This is a genomic window from Cohnella cellulosilytica, from assembly GCF_042431195.1.
GTDB lineage: Bacteria > Bacillota > Bacilli > Paenibacillales > Paenibacillaceae > Cohnella > Cohnella cellulosilytica.
In genome coordinates, this window is record NZ_JBHMDN010000035.1 from 1 (window position 1) to 20,696 (window position 20,696).

Below are 20,696 nucleotides of genomic sequence, written 5' to 3' on the forward strand. Positions count from 1 at the left end.
ACAATCGGGATAATCGGCGGCAATTGAAAGGTTTTCCGGTTGGCCGGCGAACCCTCCTCGTTCTGCAGCAAATAACGCCAAATTTCCACCTGATACAGCAGCAGTCGGTACGGCATTCGATAATCTATACTCGACTGCATCTCCAGCAGCAAGTAAAACACGACGTCCTGTCCATTCAAGTTCACCCGGTACACCACGTCCGCCTCTTGGCGCTTGAAATCCTGAAGCACGAAGGAATGCGGAATTTCCTGAACGTGCTCTTCATCCACCGCCTGCACCCAGCCCCGGTCTATGAAGGAACGAAGCAATTCCACGAACAGCTTTTTACTCGACAATAAAAAACGGTACGAGGTGTCGTGTCGCTGATGAATGCTATCGGAATTCGAATTTGAGTTCATAGGCCGCCGCTCCTTCAAACCCTTTTCAGTAAATTATATCCATTTTCAGCTATGGAAACAATACGAAAAACGGCGGGGGACACGTTTCCTGAGCGAATGGGATATCGGCAAAAAGCGAATATTTGCCGCACTCGGCCGCTCCGAACCTCATAAGCGCGACGCCGACCGATTCGGCCTATTCCGCTATGCCCCCATGACCCTTCGCCGGCTCGGCCTTTAATCGAACCGTTACGGTTGTCCCGGCGCCGGGCCGGGAATGCACGTCGACTCCGTAATCGTCGCCCGCATACAGCTTAATGCGCTCATTGACATTGAACAGGCCATAAGAGCTTCCATTCGCCGAACCCGAGCGATTGCCGTTCGATCCGGTCTGCGCCTGGATGATAAGCTGCTGCGCAAACGCCTCCTCCATCCCGATCCCGTTGTCGGACACGGCGAAGATCAGATCCCCCTTGTCCTCCCTTGCGGAGATGACAATCAAGCCCCGTCTGTCCTTCGCTTTGCGAATCCCGTGCAGCAGCGCGTTCTCGACGATAGGCTGAAGGATCAGCTTCGGAATCTGATAATCCGTAAGCTCCGGCTGAACGTCCAGCTTGAAGTCGAACGTATCCAGAAAACGGCTCTGTTGAATTTCCAAATAAACCTGGGCCAGACGCAGCTCGTCCTCCACGCTGACGATGTTCTTCCCCTGATTCAGACTGAGCCGGAAGTATTTCGCCAGATTGTCGATCATCTGGCTAATGTCCGACGCGCCCTTGCCGATGGCGATCCAATTGATCGTATCCAGCGTGTTGTAGAGAAAATGCGGATTGATCTGCGCTTGCAGCGCCAGCAATTGCGCCTCGCGCTCATGAATTTGGGCCTTGTACTTCTCCTCGACAAGCGTGCGCACACGAATAATCAAATGGTCGACGCTGCGTTCGAGCATATGAAAATCGCCGTTTACATTCGGGATTTCGTTCAGGCTGTCCGTCCCTTCCTTGCGAATAATCGTGATGACATGATTCACTCTGCGGTTCATCCCGCGCACGATAATGGCCAGAAGGACAAACGGCAGCACAAGAAACAACGCGACATACTCGATCAGCGAAGTCCATTCCGACCTCTGCGTCAGCTTAACCGAGTGCGGCGACAGTTGGGAATCGGTGCCCTGGGCCACCAGCTTCCAGCCGGCCGGATTTAATGTCGTAAACAACACATCGTTGACGGTTCCATTCAGCTTAACCGTCTGAACCCCTTCGTTCCCCTCGTTCAATACGGCCAGGATAGAGGGGTCAATTTTCGTCCCGATCAACGATCGTTCCGGATGAAAAATAATGTCCCCGGCGGGATCGACGAGATAAACCTGCGTGCCGGGCGAGAATTGAAGCTCCGCCAAAATATCGGATACCAAACTCTCCTTCACGTCGACCATCAACACCCCGGACACCTTGTCGTAGTTTTCGGGGTCCCGCAGCATGCGAGCGGAGGAGAAGATATTCGCATCTCCCCCGTCCAGAAAGCTTTCCTCATAAGAGCCTGTCCATACGATGTTTCCGTTGGCTGCGATAATCGCGGGAAACCAGGGGCGGCTCTTCAAGCTGTCCAGCGTGAAAAAGTTGATCCGCTCGCCCGAATAGATTTTGGATTTATCCACGAACAGGCGCACGTGGAACACGTCGGAATTGGATTGCACCGTTTCGACCAGATACCTCAAATCTTTGATGACCTGGAGTTGGATGCCAATCGATTGATCGTCGGCTCCGACGGAGAGGTAGGAATGGAGATTGGCGTTCATGAACGCCGCATTGCTAATGTCTTCGATATGCTCCAGCCGATAGGAAAGATTGCTGCCCGCTTGCTTCAGCGCCTGCTGCATCGTCCTCATCACTTCGCTCTTCAAGATAGCGGAGGAGCGCTCGTAATAACCGTACAAGAAGATGGCCGCGGGAACGACGATCAGCAGCAAATAAGCCAGCAGCCACGGACGCGGAATCGAGAAACGACGCAGGATGCGATGCAGAGCGCCGATTCCGTTCGCGGGACGACGATGCGGCACGAATTCACGGTCTTCACGCATGAGTATCACGATAGACGCTCGGCGTCATTCCGGTAACCTTCTTGAACAGCTTGGTGAAATAGCTGGGGTCCGTGTACCCGATGGCATAACAGATGTCGTAAAACTTGTACTGGGGATCGCGCAGCAGCTCCTTGGCTTTGTCCACCCGCACTTGCGTTAAATATTCATTAAGGGTCTGTCCGGTTTCCTGCTTGAAAAGCAGACTGACATAGGTCGGCGTCAAATAGACCGCTTTGCCGATATCCGCCATGGTCAGACTGGCGTCCGAGTAATTCTCTTCGATAACGGCGCGCACCCGTTCGACCAAATTGGCCATTTTGCCGATTCGTTTCTCGCCAATCCGTTCGCAAACCGCGGATAGATAAGATTCAATCAAATGCCGCATCTCGTCGGACGTCTCTTTCTCGAACAGCGCCTCCCACAGCGCAGATTCGGTCGCCTCCAGCTCCGGAGATTGGACGCCAAGCTCCAGCAGCAGCTGCCCTACCGCGAGGACGATCTGCTGGCATACGTTGCGTCCGTATTTCAGTCCGTCCCGTCTGGCGCGATTCAAATCTGCGAAAATAGGATCGAGAACTTGCTTCAGCTTGTCGGAGTCGGCGGCTTTTAAGGCCGAAATCAGCTGCTCGGTATAAACGGGATCGTACTTGTTCATCCTGTCGGCATCCAACTGCGGGTACTCGAGGCCATCCATCGTGATGATGCGGTTTTTGCCCAAATACCATTTATGGTCGGCGGCTTCGCGAGCCTGCTTGTATGCATAAGTTACGTCGGACAGCGTATTTACTTGATCGCCGATTCCGATCGTTACGCCGATCTTGAGCCAGCGCTCCAAATTTTCGCGAACGTTTCCGGCCAAAGCCAACAAGGCTTCCGCAGCATCGGAAGCGGTGCCTCCGGCGATGTCCGCCCTCAGAACGCCGACGAATTCCCCGACCTGGTATTCGAAAGCATAGCCCCGAAGATGAGTGTCGATCAGTTCCTGGTAAATGTTCAAAATGGAATACCAGAGCAGCTGACGATCCCGCTCCGAACGATGGCCCATCACTTCGGCCCTGTCGTCTACCGAGACGACCATGACCCAGTATGGCGCATCGACAGGCAGCTCCAGCCCGAGAAATTGTATCCGCTCGCGAAGCTCCGGCTTTGACGCGCTGCCGCTGATCAGAGACAGCAGCAGCTTCTCGCGCAGCAGCGGCATGCCCTCGTTCAGCTTAACCTGCATCTCCTGTTTGTGGCGCCGCTCCGCCCGCTCCGCATCCAAATCCGCGACGACTCGCGTCATCACCGCGCTCAGTTCCTGCAGATTAACCGGTTTGAAGATGTAGTCTACCGCGTTTACCTTTAAAGCCGATTTCAAGTAATCGGCATCGCCGTGCCCGCTGACAAACATGATCTTGCATTGCGGATATAACGCGGAAACCTGCCGGGACAACGCCAGCCCGTCCATATTCGGCATGCGAACGTCGGTTAAGATCAGATCGGGCTGCTCCTTCTCTATCATTTCGAGAGCAACGTCTCCGTCATCGGCCTCTCCTATTACTTCAATTCCGTAAGATGACCAGTCGAAATAGGAGCGCAAACCGAATCTTACGGTCGGCTCGTCGTCTACGATTAGCAGCTTATACATTGCGCCGTCCCCCTTGCCCTCTCATCCGAAGCCCGCCGCCGGAACGCTTATCTGCCGATAAACTTAACGCCTTGAAGCTCCAGCACGGCGTGCAGTTTATTTATCGAAATCTCGTTCATCGCGTTGGATTCGTCCAGCGATATCGCCGCTGCAGCGCCCGCGGCCTGCCCTAACGCGAAACAAGTCGCCTGTACGCGCATGGACGACATCGCTACATGCGTCGCGGAGATCGACCTGCCCGCTACGAGCAGGTTGTCGATTTCCTCGGGCACCATGCAGCGATAGGGAATGTCGTATCCGTCAACCTTGCGTTCGTCCGTCGTTTTCGACGCATCGGGACTATGGATATCGATCTCGTAATTCGTCTGCGCCACGACATCCGGGAACCGCGCTCCGTTCACGACGTCCTGCTCGCTCAATGTATAAAGACCTTGAATTTGATTCGTCTCCCGGACGCCGGTCTGGGGAGCGATATGGGAGATCGCATACGTTTCGAACCCTGTTTTCTGCAAGTAATGGGCGATGGAGAAAACCTGCTTTAACGCTTCCGCCTCCGCATAATTGACATCCTCTATTTTAGCTCCGTTCGCTTTGACTCGCGACATGTTGACGAGCAGCGTGCCATCGTTATTTTGCTCCCAGTAGAGTCGTCTTCCTTGCGGCAGATCGGATTCCTTCTCGTAAGGATAACATCCTTCAGGCAGTAGGGGGACCACTTTTTTCCCCGTATTCTGCATCGTGAACATCAGCGTCATCGGCTGCGTCAAGCCGTCCTCTTCTCTTCCCGAATGGGAAGGCACGCCCGCGTCAATCGCCACCCTGGCGTCGCCCGTACAATCGATGAAGCGCTCCCCTTCGAAGGCTTTCAACCCTTCCCGGGTCGATGCGACAACCGCCTTGATCCGGCGCCCCTCTCGAATAACGCCCACGAATTCGCAATGGAAGAAGACTTGTACCTGCTCCTTCTTCATCTTCTCGTTCAAATATTGCCGAAGCAGGAACGGCGAATACTGCGGGGATATCGACCGATCGTGATCCGGAGGCAAATATTCGCTCAGCATCTCCGAGACGATTTCGCGATAGATTCCGGTTACGTTGCCGACAGGCATAAAGACGCTGACGTTGGCGAGCGTCCCCATCCCGCCCAACTGCGCCGATTTTTCCAGCAGCACGACTCGCTTGCCGCAACGCGCCGCGCTGATCGCCGCGGCCGTCCCGGCGGGACCGCCGCCGATGACGATGACGTCTGCGCGCAGATAGGACTGGACTTGACGTTCGAATGCAAACACTGCAAGGTTCATCGAGTTATCTCCCTCCACAGGAAAGGAAGCGGCAGGCTCTGATGCCAAGCCGCTGCCGCTTCGTTTATTATTTTTGAACGGTAGCATACCAATCGTTGATTTCCTTAGCGCTTGCTTCTCCGCCGGCCGCTTGATACTTGGCCTGGAAAGCTTCGAGTCCGGACATTGGCTCCGCGCCCGCGATAAGCTTGATGGTATAATCGGTAACCATGGATTCCAATTGCATATTGTTTTTAGCATGCACCGGCATATAAGGAGCCAGAGACAGCAGGTTCGGAATTTTGACTTCGTCCGGCTGCTTGTTGTTCAGAAAATCGAACGCCTCGAATTGCACCGGGTTTTTATGAGCGCGGGCTTGCCAGTACAACGGATACAGCTTCTCGTCGACTCCCGACATGAAGTTGTTCGCAAGGTTGCGCTCGTCGTTAAAGAGCGGGAGGATCGGCAGATAGGCGCCGTTCTCTTCCGTATAGTGCACGCCTTCTTCCCCGATGGCCAGTTTTTTGAACGTCTCCGGTTCCAGTGTCGCATTGATCCATTTGATCGCGTCGTCCGGATGCTTCGATGCTTTCGGAATGAAGGTCAAGCGGTCGAAACCGACATTCGCCACGAATCCCGCCTCGCCGTTCGGACCCTTCAAAGCTCCGACAAACGAAATTTGCGCATCCGGAATATTTTTCGTCAACGCTTCGACGATTCCGGCAAAATCGGCCCAGTGAACGACAATCGCCCCGGCTCTGCCGCTGGTAAACTTCTCTTTGGTCGTTGCACCCTTGTTGACTACGAATTCGCGGTCAAGCAGGCCTTCCTGATAGAGGCCGGACAAATAACCGACATAATCCTTGTAAGCCGGGTCCATGATGCGGGATACCAGCTGCCCGTCCACATCGTTCCACGTATTCGCCATTCCGAACGCGCCTACAAGATTATCGAGCATCGCTTGGTCGCCGTTAATCGTGAGCGGAACGTCATTGTCTCCGTTGCCGCCCGGATCCTGTTCCTTAAACGCCCGAAGCACCGCCGTCAGCTCGTCCGTCGTGGTCGGCATCGGCATGCCAACCTTGTCCAACCAGTCCGTCCGGATCAAAATGCTGCTGTTAACCTGATAAGTAACCTTCGTCGGAATGGCGTACAGCTTGCCGTCAACCTTGAGCGCATCCAGCGATTGCTGTGAAACCGATTGGGTAATATTCGGCCCGTACTGCTCGATCAGCGGAGTCAGATCGGTTAGCGCGCCCTTCTGGGCATAATCCGAATATAACGCCATATCGCTGTTGTAGTTTACAATATCGTAGGCATCCCCGGAGGCCAGCAGCAGGTTGAGCTTGTCGGCTGCTTTATCCTGCGGGAGCATGTCGTACTGAACTTTGTAGCCCGTTTCCTCCTCGAGCATTTTCGCCACGGGATAATTATTATAATCGCTGTCCTGCCATACGCCCAATCTTTTCAAGGTCGGCTTCGGCGTATCCGCAGTTGGACTCTCGGCCGCGGCCGGGCTCGAAGCGCCGCTCGGAGCGCTGCTTGAAGCCTGATTCTCCCCGTTGTTCGACCCGCAAGCCGACGCAACCGTAACCAGAAGCGACGATAATGCCACTGCTTGAAGCACCTTAAAACCTTTAAACATTGTATGACCCTCCTAATGAAGTATTATATATCATTAATCTCTCGGGTACCCCCGGTCGAATTAATGCGCTGCTGCGCTTACCCTTTTACCGAACCGATCATAACGCCCTTGATAAAATATTTCTGCAGGAACGGGTAAACCAGCAGAATCGGGACCGTAGAAGCGATCACCGTCGCCGCCCGGACTCCTTCCGCAGGAACGTTCATCAGATCGTCGGCGCTCCGATTCAGCTCCGAGGACGTGTCGGCATTCATGACAATGTCCTGCAAGTAGAGTTGAAGCGGCTTTAAAGCGGTGCTGTTGATGTAGATCATAGGGTTGAAATAATCGTTCCAATAATACACCGCGTAGAACAGCCCGATTGTCGCCATCACGGGACCGCTTAGCGGAAGCACGATCCGGAACAGGATCGTGTAATTCCGCGCGCCCTCGAGCTTCGCGGATTCCTCCAGACTTTCCGGAAGACTCTCGAAGTAGCTCTTGATCACCAGCATATTAAACACGCTGATCAAGGCCGGCAAAATCAGAGAAGCGAGGTTATCGATCAAGTGCAATTCGCGAATGAGCAAATAATTCGGAATGATGCCGCCGTTAAACATCATCGTGAAAATAAATAGAACAATCAGTATCCCTGTGCCCGGGACATCCCGCTTCGACAAAGGATAGGCCGTCATGACCGTAATCAGCAGAGAGGCCAGCGTCCCGACGGCGGTAACGAGCACCGAGATGTACAGCGAATGAAGAAATTGATTGGAGGTGATGACAAAACGCATCGTATCGAGCTGAAAGCCGACCGGCAGCAGCCCCACCCTGCCCGACACAATCGCCCATTCCTCGCTGATCGATTTGGACAATACATTCACGAACGGGAGCAGCGTCGCCATCCCCATGCCGATGAGAACGATATAGATCACACTGTCGAGCACGTAATCGCCCATTTTTTTACTACGCATAACGCTCCTCCTACCAGATGCTTCGATGCAGAAATTTTCTGCTGAGCCTATTTCCTATGACGATGAGCAGGAAGCCGACTGCGGAATTGAACAGTCCGACCGCCGTGCTGAAGCTGTAATCCTGCTGTCCGAGCCCCATGCGGTATACGAATGTTCCGATGACGTCCCCGCTTTTGTAGACGAGCGGATTGTACAGGGTCAGAATCTGTTCCGTCCCGGCCTCCAGCAGACTGCCGATCCGCAGGATGAACATGAGGACGACCGTCGCCATAATGCCCGGAAGCGTAATCGAGATCATCTGCCGGATTCGTCCCGCCCCGTCAATCGCCGCCGCTTCGTATTGCTCCTGTTCGATTCCGGCGACCGCGGCGATAAAGACGATCGCGTTCCAGCCCACTTCCTTCCACCCCGCCGTGAAGACGACTACGCTGCGGAAAAAATGATTGTCGGTCAGGAAGGAGATCGGCTGTCCCCCCAGAAAACGAATGATCTCGTTCACCAGTCCGCCCGTCGGCGACAGGATCGTCACGAACAAACCGGAAATGATGACCCAGGACAGAAAATGCGGCAAGTAAATGATCGTCTGAATCGTCCGCTTGAAGAACATGCGTCCCACTTCGTTCAGAAACAGCGCGATCACGATCGGGATCGGAAACAGGATCACGATCTTGTACAAGCTGATCAACAACGTATTGGTAAGCACCTGCGCGAACTCATCCGAATGAATCAGCTTCTTGAACTGTTCCATTCCCACCCATTCGCTGCCCGGGATGCCCGCGAAAATATTGAAATCCTGAAAGGCTATCAGAATGCCGTACATCGGTGTATATTTGAACAATAACAAGAAGATCAACCCCGGAAGCAGCAGCGCGTACATGTCAAGGTTTCCGCGGACCCGCTTCCAAAGCCGGCTTCCGTTCCTTGCTCCGACCCCCATCCTCTTGTCGATCGAGATATCGGCTTTACTCAATCCCATCACCTTCTTGATTTCTGTTGTTCCTTTATTGTAGAGAACCGTCGATTTCTTCTGTAGAAGGCAAATCTTAAATTTCTGGTAAAATACTATAAAGTTGTTCAAGCTCCTCCCGAATAGAGATCGCCAACCTTGATCAATCCGAAGCGCTGGGCCATATTCATTAAAACGACGGCCGCCTGCGCGCGCGTTACGGCGCCCTGCGGATCGAATCTGTCCGAAGCGACGCCTTGCATGATTTGGAGTCGATACACCGTTGTTATATCCTCGATATACTTTTCATCCACGCTTCCGAAATCCTTCAATTGAGAACCAGGATCCCTGTTCCCCGTTGGCTCTATCCCCTTAGCGTGCTTGGCTGCCGCCGCGATGAGATTTGCCATCTCCTCCCGCGTGAGCGGTCCGTTCGGCAGCTGCCCTCCCGCTTCATCCTCCGCGAGCTGCAGCAGGTTGCTAATCATACGCGTAAACTCGGCTCGCGTAATCGTTCTGGAAGGCGCGTATTTCTCCCCTCCGACTCCTATAACAAGCCGTTTGGCCGCCGCTTGTTCGATCGCTTTCGTGTACCATTTCCCTTGCGGCACGTCCTCGAATTGAACGTGATTTGCGGCGACGACGTACGTGCCTTCGGCAGGGGATGCGATAACGACATAACCGATGCCGTCGATTTCTCGCAGGGCATGCGGGACAAACGCCAAGCTCCCGGACGACTCGTCAATCCTCCACACGCCGAAGAACTCCGGAAGCTCGAACGACTCCGGAAGACGAATCGTTCTGGAGAGGTCTTCTCCGAGCCGCGCCGCCGACAGGATCGTATGTCCGTTATTGTTATTCAGGACTTCGATCGCATAGCTCGCACTGGCGATCACTTTGCCGTTCGGATAGAAGCCGCCGACCGTATCGAGCACCGAGCTCGCTTTCGATGTATCCGTTAAGGTAATTTTAAGGCTGATATCCCCTTCCGTCAGATTATTGCGCTCAAGCAGCGCCGCAAGATCGGGGATAACTTCCGCCAGCTTCGTCGGCAGGCTGTAGCCGCCAAACGGCGTGAAGATGTTAATGACCGACCCCGGATTCAAATCGGACATGGCAGCCAACGTTTTTCCCGTTATTTTCAGATACGACGACCCCTCCACGGAAGCCAGCGTCGCTGTGTAGGCATGGCTTGACTGGTCGTATTCCAGAGCGTGAACCGGTCTTCCGTTGGCCTCAATCGAATCCGGCGATGCTGCATTCGCGTAGCCGTTCCCCGGGCTTGAAGGAAGGCCTGGATTTTGGCCGCCGTTATCGCCGCCTCCACCGCCGTCCGGGTCCTGGTCGTCGTCCTGGCCGCTTTCCTTGAGAACGATTTGGCCCCACTTCTCCCGATTCGAGGAGTTGCCGTCCACGCCGTTCCAATAAAATTGCCGCTCGCGCCCGTTCGCGCCGCCTTCATCGAAGCCCATATCGTAGCGGATGACGGTTCCGTCTCCAATATCTGCGAGACCCATATCCGCAAACGCAATTTTCGCGTCGATCGTATACCCCTTGCCATCCGCGTCCAACTGCGCCGCCATATCGATCTCCGGCTGCTCCTGCTCCCGGTATCCCGTCCAATAGTAGGCGGTCTGCACCGCGCCCTGCTCGTCCGGCGCCGCAGCCAGCAAAATTTGACTATCGTTGAACTGCATGGCCCCGCCTTCGTCTACATTGGACGGGCCGATGAACAATTCGACGGCATCGCCTGCCCATAAATAAGCCTTGGCGGCGGGCACGGTCATCCCCTTTATTACATTGGGGCTTTGCATCGGCGTAGAGTCGTCGATATGGGCGCGAATATAGAAATATTCGTCGTCCCACGTCAGGCTCATTTGCCCGCCGATTCCTTGCTTCATCAAGCCGAGAACCAGATCGACGTCCGTCAAATTCGCGGTAACCGCTTGCTCCCATGGCTCGCTGAAAGCTCCGATGGCAGGCGTCGTACCGGATTTTGTGACCTGAAGCACCTTGTCGGAGGCTCTTTCGCCTTGTCCGGGCTTAAACGAATAGCTGTAAGGCGCTGTACGGCCCAACAGAATATCGTAGATGCTGCCATTGGTGTCCGATACCGATGCCAGGAAATCCCGATAGGGACGATTGGCGACATTGATCAGTCCGATGGCCCCGGCTTCGCCGTTAAGCCCCTGAAACCATCTGCCCGTAGGCGCCTGATCGAAATAGGCGAACCAGTTGGCGCCTACGACAAAGCCCGACGCTGCCGCCTTCTCTACGTAATTGCGATACATCAGTCCTTTCTCATGCTCATCTTCCGCCATTCTTGCCGCGAAGGTAAGCCCGGTCGTCGGATCGCCGTAATGAAATTCCGTCATTATAAACGGCGTTTGCCCCGCCACCTCATATAAGTGCTCGAGCATATCCAGGTTGAGATCGTAGGTATAGTAGTTGTAAGTGAGCACATCCATGTACTTCCCGGCATATTCGCTCAGATACTCCCGCAGCTTGCTGTCGTTCATGACGTTGGCCAACCAGCGGTCGCCCATAACCAAGTGATTGGGGTCGTACTTCTTCGCGTAATACGCAATTTGCTTATACAATTCGTCCAAATAAAGCTTGGTGAATTCGTCCATATCCTGCGCCGCAAGCGCCGTCTTGGCGGCAAAGGCGCTGTTCCGCAGCGCGTCAAAGCTGGCAAAATCCAGTCCCCATGCGGTATTAAAGCTTTCTATACTGCCGTATTTGGCGGCCAGCATCGTCACAAGTCTCGCCTTGCTTCCGGTAGAGGCGCTTGCGGCCGGTACGGCAGATTTCAGCTTATCGTACGGAAGCTCGTTGCCAAACAGATACCCGATTAAATCGCCATCGTCCCGATTGTTCGCCAAAGCGCTGAATTTGGCGTCCATCTGGTTCAACATATCCGGGTGGAAAATATCGAATAACCCGCTGTCCCCGATTTTGAGATTCGGCATGGGAAGCCAGGCGACATAAGGCATGCCGCCGGCGTTCGACCATGCGCCAAGGCCCGTAAAGCCGAGCGATTTCACGAGCTCCACGCTGTCCGCGGAATATTGCGCTTGGTTAAAGGGCTGCCCGCTTTGGCGAATCAGGTTGGCCACATAGAACGAGAAGTTGCCGCTTCCGTCGTAAGCGGTCTTAAAATCTCCCGTTGTGCCGGGAAGCCACTCGTACACGGACTCGCGCCCGTTGACGACAGTGAAGGTTTCGTCCACATATCCCGTACCGTTGACTGCCAGATTAAAATAGAGATTGCCGATCGGGTCTACCATGACCGACTTTCCGTTGAGCTTCTCAATATGGAAAAATCCCGTTTCGTTCAGTTGATAGACGCTTTTGCTTCCCGCAAGCCCCCCGTACGCATCCCTGTCGCCCGGGCCGACCAGACTGTCGTAAAATTGTTCGTCGCTCGCGGCAGCCTGCGCGAATTCGTCGTCATTGTGTATTTTCCCGGTAAATTCGGCCGATCTTATTTGTCCGAATCGATCCACGACAAGATCGTCTGCGTTCGTGTAAACAAACGTTCTGACGATGCTTTTTTTCTTGCCTTCCGTCTCCGTCCAAGCGGTTAAGGCTGCAGACTGATCCAGCCTGATCGGGCCCGTGTACCTTGTCCTGGCCTGGACTCCTTTAATCGTGTAGTAGATTTCGCCGCCGGGCTCGATTGTGCTGAACGTCAGCCATTGCCCCGCCGTGATTTCTCCGGAATTCGGATCTGCCGTAACGGGCGCCGAGTTGGCATTGATGACAACCTCCGAAATCTGCACGGCGTTCGGATCGGCATGATCGGTCAGGGTGATTTTAAGCAAATTCATCCCGGCCGGAATCTCGTAGCTCTCGTACACGACCAGCGGCATGCCGGTCTTCGCGTCGTTGGCGTAAGTATCCGCGGTTAGAACAACCTCCCGATATGCGCCGCCGTCGGAAACGGCAACCGTTAGCGGAGCGGCCGTATATTCGCCGTCCTCGTACAAAGAAATAGAAACGGATTGAATTTCGGATTGCGAATCGTAAATCAAATACCCGTCTCCGCTCCCCGCTTTGGCCGCTCTGGCCGAATCCCCGCCGTACCAGCTCGTATGGGTGCCGTCGATCCGAATATTGGAGCTCTCCTTTACCTTGTCCAAGCTGTCGAGAGGATCAATCAGCCCATCTGTAACAACGAGTTGACTAAAGTCGATAATCGAAAATGCCGCATTTTCGCTCCAGTTCGTTTGGCCGAGCTCGAAATCGCAGTTCGGAAGCAGATTATTCCGACCCGCCGCATGCAGCAGCAGATCGTCCAGGTACAGAACGCCTTCGCTGCTTTTATTTATAAGTGTAAGCGTATAGTCGGCGGTGGCCTCCGGATGGATCGCAAAGGTCTTTTCTTCCCAGTCTCCCGAGCGGATCGAGAAGCTCTCGTCGGCGATCTTCCGCCCGTCGATCGCGCTCTGCAATTCAACCGAGAAGTCCCCATCGCCCTTCGCCCACAGCTTAAAGGTATAGCTTTCATTCGCTTGTAACGAAAGATTGGGAGAAAGGCGCGTTTCTTGTCCGACCGTTGCGGCCTCCGCGTTAACTTTCATCGCCCGGCTTCCGCTATGGGCGTTCGCGCTGTCGCCGGGCGCGGAATAATCGATCATCGTGAAATGATTTTGCGGATGCCACCATTTGACGCCCCCGTCCTCGAAGTCCTCTTCGATCAGACTGCCGCTGCCGTCCGCTGCCGCCAGCTTTACATCGTCGATGTAAATACGTCCGGAATTGCCGCTGGAATCGCGGTCTCCGAGCTTAATGTTGTATTTGCCCGTCGTCGTCGGGGTGTAGGCTGCCGAGACATACCGCCACTCGTTCGTTGCGTCGAAAGGCTTGACCAGCACCTCCGACCAGCTTGTCGTATTTTGAATGACGAGCGCCATCCGTCCCGCACCTTTAATCCAGGCTCCGAAGGTATAGCTTGTTCCCGCCGTCAGCGTAGGCTGCGCGGAGTAGCTTGAGCCGTTGGTGTCGCCGGTGCCTTTGACATTCGCCGTCAGCGCCCAAACTCCGCTATGGGTAAACGAAGTTCGCGAAGGTATGGAAATCGAATCCGGCTCTTCGCCGGTATCGCCATCGCCTCCGGCTTCGGGCTTCACATACTCGCCCGTGGCGCCCAGAAGCAAAATATAGTCCACCTTGAAGTTATCGAAGTTGTCTTGTTCGTCGTCCGGATTGATTTGCAGCTTTACGGTCGCCCCTTCCGGAATGGGGACGTCGTCAATGACGACATAGCCGTAGCTGTGCGACCAGGATCGCCCGTTCTGCTTAAACAGAATATTCTTTTTTACCAATGCGCCGTTGACGTAAAGCGAGGCCTTCTGGTCGGATTGCCAGCCTTGATAGACGATGGCGATTCCGTTATCCGCCTTGTTGGCATTCGCAAAGGAAAGCGCGTTGCCCGATTTATACATAATCGCGATTTCTCCGCCGGAAGCCCATGGATCGCCGTGAAGCTTATGGACGCTTCCCGTAAGTACGCCGTCTTCGCCTTCGATTTTCACATAGGGCTCGCTGATTCCGGCAATGTCGCCAGGCTCGATGGCCGGAGTCGTGCTCGGCGCTCCGTTCGGATTCCACAGCTGGCTGAACTTGGCCGAGGACTTGGGAAATACGATCGTGTCGTACAGATCGTGGTCGCCGTCGCTTGCGGATACGTTAAAGTAGACATGCCACGCGACATTCTGATTTTCGATCCATTCGTACATCTTCTCGATGAAATAAGGATTGTCGCCGCCGCCCATTCCGTCCGACCTTAACGCAAGTCCCCATTCGCATATGCCGAGCGGCACGCCTTGATCTTCCGCAAAATTGGCGATCATATTGAGCCCCCAGTTGCCGTCGTTCGCCTGCGCATTCCAGGCCAGCTGTTGTCTTCTCAGCCGCTCGGCGTCATCGGCATTCTCATACTCGGCTCCATAGATCGGTTTGCCGCCGCTCTGGGCCCAGCTTTGATCGTAGTGGTCGATCCCTATGAAATCCACATAATCCCTGCCCGGAAAGGCCGCCTCAAGATCGACGCCCCAGATCGAAGTCGACGGATTCCAGACAAACTTGAACTGCTGTCCCTCGATGCTTCTCAGCGTCGTAACGAATTGGCGGAAGGCTTCCGCAAAGTCCTGGCATTTCTGCAGATGATCGGGATCGTTCGCGTTCCCGACCGACCAGATGTACCAGCCGCCGTTAAACTCATGCCCGAAGCGTATGGCGGCGTTGCCCATTCCGGCGGCAATCAGGTTTTCTCCCAACTGTCTGTAATGGTCGTTGTAATCCCCGTTCGCGGCCGCGGCAAGACTGCCTCCCGACTTGGGAAACGGATAAGCCGCCCACAGCATGCTTTCGGCGAAGGGAGTGCCTTGCCAGGCCGTCAGACGATTGCCGCCCTCCAGATCGGACCATGTATTCTGCTCCAGAAAGTCTTCCGCGTAATACGGCGTTCTGCCGACCCACTCTCCGAAATCGGCCACCCCTTCCGGGTTTCTGTCCCAGGAGTAGACGCCCAGATTGTCGATTCCGTCGTATTGTTCCGCCGGAGGGTTGTCGGAGCGATCCGGGTAACGCGTAAATACGGTTCCCTTGTCTCCTCCCCAGTATTTCAGCTGCTCCTCGAAGCCGCCGTTTTTAAGCAGGTTCTCTGTGCCCGTTTGCCCGAAATAGACGTCGTCCAGGTACATCGTTCCCGCCGCTTCCGCTTCCGGAAGCTCAAACCCCGCACTGTCCGTGATTGAAAAGGTTACGGCACCGGAATAGGCGCCGGAATGAAAGTCGGTCGAGACGTAGGTCCATGTATTCGTCGCTTTCGGTCTTATAAATGCGAGGGCGTCCCCATTGCTCTTCGCCGCCTTGATCGTGACCGCTCCGCTGCCTTTCATCCATGCGCCGAAGCTGTAATCCGTATTCGCGGCAATTCCGCCAACTTGCTGCGTTACGGTTTTCCAGTCGGACTTTTTGCCTTTGGGAGTCGCCCGCATCGAACGATTGCCGGCATACACATTTGCCGGGTCATCCGGGTTCTCCGGATCGGTAGGGTCCGTTGGGTCGGTTGGGCCGCCAGGGCCTTCGGGAGTGCCGTTACCCGCCGTGCCCTCATGAAGGGAGAATACGATTGGCGCGCTGTTGGAGCCTTGTGTCCATTCCTGCAGACCGTTCGCCGCTTCAAACCCCGGATTTTTCAGGAAGTTGACGTTCGAATCCTGAAGGCCGAAAAACACATCGTCGATATACATCGTTCCTTGCGCTTCCGCCTGGGATATTCCCGATCCCGAGAAGGAAGCGCTGTCATAAATGGAAACATATAAATCCTCGTTGGAATCCGCCGTATATTCCGTCTGCCAATACACCCAGTCGCTCGACGCCTTCTGCCTTACATACTTCAGGGCGCTCCCTCCGCTGGACCCTTTCGACAGCTTTAGCGTCGCGGCTCCGCCGCCTTTTACCCACATGCCAAGCTCATAGCTCGCGCCCGCGGTCAACCCCGTAACTTTTTGCGTCATATACGCCCAATTGCTCGGATTCCCTTGAAGCTCGGCTTTAAGCGAGTAATCGCCCGAATAAACCGTTGTCGTCACCGTGGGCTCTTCGCCCTCTCCGCCGTTATCCGACTCCGGAACCCCCTCGGCAACCGTGAAAACGTCCTTCTCGTATTTATTCCACTTGGCGAACCCTTCTTCAAAGCCGGCGTTTTGCAATAGATTAAGATTCGAGTTTTTAACGCCGAAAAAAGCGTCGTCCACAGCCATCGTTCCCGCAACCTGATTTTGCGGGAATGCCGTGGCCGCGCTGTCGACAATGGAAAATACCATTTTGCCCGAGTGGGCTCCGGAATTGAAATCGACGGAAACATAGGTCCATTCGGCGGTCGCGGCCGGTCGGGTATAAGCCACGGTGGACCCGTTGGCCGATACCTTCATATTGATGATCCCGCCGCCTCTCACCCACATGCCGAACGTATAATCCGTATTCGTCGTTATTCCGTTAACCTCTTGCTCCAAATACGCCCAATTGCCGGATTCTCCTTTAAGCGCCGCGTCCAGCATATGCGTGCCGGTATGCGTAGTCGGTTCGTCCGGTGCCGCGCCAACGGCAGCAGGAAAGGTTGAAAATACGGAAAACATCATCGCGAATACGCATAAAACGGCTAATCTACCCTTCCATCTCTTGACACGATTCATCCTGTCCATCCCTTTCGTTTTTGTAATAGGACGACTCTCGCGGAATAACGCTGCGGCAGACGAACGGTTAGCAAGGATCGGTCGGCGTCCCAGCCAACAACCGCGTTGCCGGTATGCACGGGATAGATGCAGCGGGCCGTGGTCATGCCCTGTCCCCTTGCGCCCAGAGGAATCTCTATCGCCTCTTCTTCGTCATCCATGCGCCATACGGCCAGCAGCAGGCTGCCGTCCAACGCCAGACCGAGGCAGGCCCGGCCGGCATTCTGAAATTCAGTTTAATTCTACACATCGGGTCGGGAGCCCCACAGGGAAAATCCTATAAAGTTCTGGGCTTATCCTATAAAATTCCGCCGGGCGGATCTCCTCGGACTTCACCAAGAGCCGGAGGAGGGTGCCTTCAAGCATGCCCAATAAAAAAAGACTCCTCCGAGGAAGAGTCTGGATTAGAAGGTTGGTTCGGTCGAGAGACTTGAACCTCCGCCTACTTGAATGCCTCTATATACGCCTGACAGATGGATGTCATCGCCCACCGTCCGTCTCGATTCCTAGCTGCTTCGCATATTGCGCATGCAGCTCGCTGTATCCGTAGTTGTAAGCATTATGCCCCGCCATTGACGGCATCTTCTCGCCGGCCAGCAGGCCGATAAGCCCGTTCAGGCACAGATGCCAACCCGCGGCATAGGACGGCGCCTGCTTGCGATCCGCGAACCGATGACGCAGAACAAGGACGGTTCGTTCCCGGTCTCCGCTCAGCTCCCAGCGCAAAATATCGCCGCCCCAGCGGAGGACAAGCAGATGCGGCTCATCGACTTCGAGGACGGCACCTTGTTGCTGCTCTTCGTCCGGCATATCGATAGGCTTCAGCCGCACCGCGCCAACGGCGGTCAGATCCCGTTCCGTTTGAAACGGCCCCCACTTGGGAAGCTGTTCCTTCTCGGTGAGCGCCGCCCATACCTCCTCGATGGAGTGCTCCAGCGTGCGCGTGAGCACCAACACCCATTCGTCTCCATCCCGATTAAGCTGTGGAATTCCCGAATCGGAAATGATCATGTGGCTTCATCCTCCTTTGATTTTTTCTTTTGCTCAAGGTACTTGTCCAGCGCGTCGACATGCCGGTTCCATTGGGCCCGGTAGGCGGTAAGCCATTCGTCGACCTCTGCAAGCGGAAGAGCGTTGAGCGAATAAATGCGGCGTTGAGCCACGCCCTTGACGCGCACCAGACCGCTGTCGCGAAGCGTTCGAAGATGCTTGGAGACGAGCGGCTGTGACATTCCCAGAGCCTCCACGAGTTCGGTGACGCTGGCATCGCTTCGCAGCAGCCGGTCCATGATGCGCCGGCGCGAAGGCTCGACGATGACGTCGTAGATGTCGAGCACGTATTTCGACCTCCGTTTCTTTGCATTAATTATAAACCATAGGTTATATAACTTCAAGTTCATATTCGAAAGCGAATCCTCATTACCCGCTGCCCGATTTCATATAGTGGATTAAAACGTCTCCGGAGGTACTGCGGGAATGGGGAATGCAATCAGCGAGATAGACGAGGAGCTCCGTCGACTGACAGCCGATATCGTTCGTCGGCAGCAGGCTGACGGTTCGTGGCGTTATTGCTTCGAGAACGGCATATCGATCGATGCTTATACGATCATTCTTATCCGCGTGCTCGAGATCGACAGCGAAGAAGCTTTGATCCGTCAGCTGCACGATCGAATCCTTGGCGCGCAGCGACCCGAAGGCCATTGGGAGTGGTACCGGGATGAAGACAACGGGAATCTGTCGCTAACGGTGGAAGCCTATTACGCTCTTCTATACTCCCGTTACAGCCGCGCTTCCGATGCTCCGCTGCGGAAAGCCGAACGTTACGTCAGAACCCAGGGCGGGCTTGGCAAAACCGCCGGCATTCTGACCAGATGTCTGCTCGCCGCCACCGGACAAACCGGATGGCCGCTGTCTCTGACCTCCATCCCTCTAGAGATGCTTCTCCTCCCCGACTCTTTTCCGATCAACTTTTTCGAGTTTTCGGGGTATTCGAGAGTCCACCTTGCACCGATGCTGATCCTGGCGAATCGACATTATTCCGCGCGAACGGAGGACACTCCCGAATTGGACGCGCTGCAAACCGAACGAGCTCCATCCGACGATCGGCCGTCCAAGCCGGTTCAAGAATGGCTGGATCGGCTGCAGCTTGGCGTGAGCAAGCTGATTGGAGCCCCCAAAGCGCTTCATGAATCCGCGCTCGCCAAAGCCGAGAAGTTCATGCGCGATCGGATCGAAGCGGACGGAACCTTATACAGCTACGCCAGCTGCACCTTCCTTATGGTTCTCGCGTTTCTGGCCCTTGGCTATGACAAGCGCCATCCCCTCATCGTCCAAGCGATGCGCGGACTGATCGGGATGCGCTGCCGAACCGAGGAGGGAACGACGATCCAGAACTCGCCGTCGACCGTATGGGATACCGCTCTGCTGACTTATGCGCTGCAGGAAGCGGGAACGACGGAGCATCATCCCGCGATCCGCAAAGCCTCCTCGTACCTGCTTGCGCTGCAGCACCGCAAACCGGGAGACTGGACTCGGCATAACGCCAATCCGGTTCCCGGAGGGTGGGGATTCTCGGAAACCAATACGATCAATCCCGACGTCGACGATACGACCGCCGCCCTGCGGGCGATTCGCAATCTCGCGCGATCCGAACCGGCTTATCGGGAATCGTGGAACCGCGGGCTTAACTGGGTTCTGTCGATGCAGAATCGGGACGGCGGCTGGCCCGCGTTCGAAAGAAACGTCGATCGGCAGCTGCTCACCTGGGTCGCGATCGAGGGCGCCAAGTCCGCCGCCATCGATCCGTCGGAGGCCGATCTCACGGGGCGAACGTTGGAATATCTGGGCAGCTTCGCAGGGCTGAACGAACGACACGGATTCGTAAAAAAAGCGGTCGACTGGTTAAACGATCATCAGGAGGAAGACGGATCGTGGTACGGGCGATGGGGCATTTGTTACATTTACGGCACGTGGGCCGCGTTGACCGGGCTAACCTCGGTCACCGCTTCCCCCGAACGGCACGAGTCGATCCGTAAAGGAACCGACTGGCTGCTGCGAATTCAGAACGACGACGGAGGCTGGGGAGAATCGTGCGACAGCGACCGTCAGCGCCGTTACGTCCCCTTGGGGAGGAGCACGCCCTCTCAAACCGCATGGGCGATCGACGCGCTCGTATCCGTCTATCCGGAGCCGCCGCCCTCGCTGGTCCAAGGAATTCGCAGGCTGGCCGCGCTGCTTCACGAGGACGATTGGACGGCCTCCTATCCGACGGGGGCCGGTCTCCCAGGGCATTTCTACGTTCGCTACCACAGCTATAATTCGATATGGCCGCTCTTGGCGCTAAGCCATTACCGCCGTAAATACGGAAAATAAAAATCGGCCGCGGCAGCAGTCGCCGTGGCCGATCCCCTTTCCGTTCAGCTGCCATTCCCATCTAGATCAATCCCGACTGTGACGGAACGTCCCGTCCGTATCCCCCTCGAGCAGGCCGTAGGCGTGAGCGGTGCGAATCGCGCCGCTGTACCACGCCGTCGTTTCCG

General features: G+C 55.3%; 11 protein-coding genes and 1 pseudogene. 1 reads left to right on the forward strand and 11 read right to left on the reverse strand.

Annotated features, from left to right (window positions below):
• From ACFFT4_RS24770 to ACFFT4_RS24815, 10 genes are all read right to left on the reverse strand, one after another.
• On the reverse strand, nucleotides 1-398 hold a 398-nt coding region (locus ACFFT4_RS24770), incomplete at its 3' end, for an Rpn family recombination-promoting nuclease/putative transposase (protein WP_378051643.1).
• A 175-nt stretch (nucleotides 399-573) separates the two neighbouring features.
• Nucleotides 574-2,457: a cache domain-containing sensor histidine kinase gene (locus ACFFT4_RS24775; RefSeq protein WP_378051748.1), complete on the reverse strand. Its 1,884-nt coding sequence runs from the start codon at nucleotides 2,455-2,457 to the stop codon at nucleotides 574-576.
• The gene (locus ACFFT4_RS24780) at nucleotides 2,450-4,087 is read right to left on the reverse strand and encodes a response regulator (RefSeq protein ID WP_378051644.1); all 1,638 of its coding nucleotides are present in this window, start codon (nucleotides 4,085-4,087) and stop codon (nucleotides 2,450-2,452) included. Before ACFFT4_RS24780 ends, ACFFT4_RS24775 begins: the two co-directional genes overlap by 8 nt.
• A 47-nt stretch (nucleotides 4,088-4,134) precedes the next feature.
• Nucleotides 4,135-5,388 (reverse strand): FAD-dependent oxidoreductase, encoded by a 1,254-nt coding sequence (locus tag ACFFT4_RS24785; protein ID WP_378051645.1) that lies wholly within the window; start codon nucleotides 5,386-5,388, stop codon nucleotides 4,135-4,137.
• Between the two features lie 67 nt (nucleotides 5,389-5,455).
• A complete protein-coding gene (locus tag ACFFT4_RS24790; RefSeq protein WP_378051646.1) occupies nucleotides 5,456-7,012 on the reverse strand; it encodes an extracellular solute-binding protein in 1,557 nt (518 codons plus the stop codon).
• 77 nt (nucleotides 7,013-7,089) lie between these two features.
• Nucleotides 7,090-7,965: a carbohydrate ABC transporter permease gene (locus tag ACFFT4_RS24795; protein WP_378051647.1), complete on the reverse strand. Its 876-nt coding sequence runs from the start codon at nucleotides 7,963-7,965 to the stop codon at nucleotides 7,090-7,092.
• A gap of 10 nt (nucleotides 7,966-7,975) precedes the next feature.
• Entirely contained in the window at nucleotides 7,976-8,902 is a 927-nt protein-coding gene (locus tag ACFFT4_RS24800) for an ABC transporter permease (RefSeq protein ID WP_378051749.1), read from the reverse strand.
• A gap of 137 nt (nucleotides 8,903-9,039) precedes the next feature.
• Entirely contained in the window at nucleotides 9,040-17,118 is an 8,079-nt protein-coding gene (locus ACFFT4_RS24805) for a carbohydrate binding domain-containing protein (RefSeq protein WP_378051648.1), read from the reverse strand.
• 519 nt (nucleotides 17,119-17,637) lie between these two features.
• The gene (locus ACFFT4_RS24810) at nucleotides 17,638-18,168 is read right to left on the reverse strand and encodes an SRPBCC family protein (RefSeq protein WP_378051649.1); all 531 of its coding nucleotides are present in this window, start codon (nucleotides 18,166-18,168) and stop codon (nucleotides 17,638-17,640) included.
• Nucleotides 18,165-18,494 (reverse strand): ArsR/SmtB family transcription factor, encoded by a 330-nt coding sequence (locus tag ACFFT4_RS24815; RefSeq protein ID WP_378051650.1) that lies wholly within the window; start codon nucleotides 18,492-18,494, stop codon nucleotides 18,165-18,167. Before ACFFT4_RS24815 ends, ACFFT4_RS24810 begins: the two co-directional genes overlap by 4 nt.
• Nucleotides 18,495-18,633: 139 nt before the next feature.
• Here ACFFT4_RS24815 and ACFFT4_RS24820 point away from each other — a divergent pair, with 139 nt between their 5' ends.
• On the forward strand, nucleotides 18,634-20,529 hold the full coding sequence (locus ACFFT4_RS24820; protein WP_378051651.1) for a terpene cyclase/mutase family protein: 1,896 nt from the start codon (nucleotides 18,634-18,636) through the stop codon (nucleotides 20,527-20,529).
• Nucleotides 20,530-20,595: 66 nt separating this feature from the next.
• Here ACFFT4_RS24820 and ACFFT4_RS24825 read toward each other — a convergent pair.
• Nucleotides 20,596-20,691: pseudogene (locus ACFFT4_RS24825) on the reverse strand (S-layer homology domain-containing protein); the annotation flags it as partial.
• Nucleotides 20,692-20,696 lie beyond the last annotated feature (5 nt).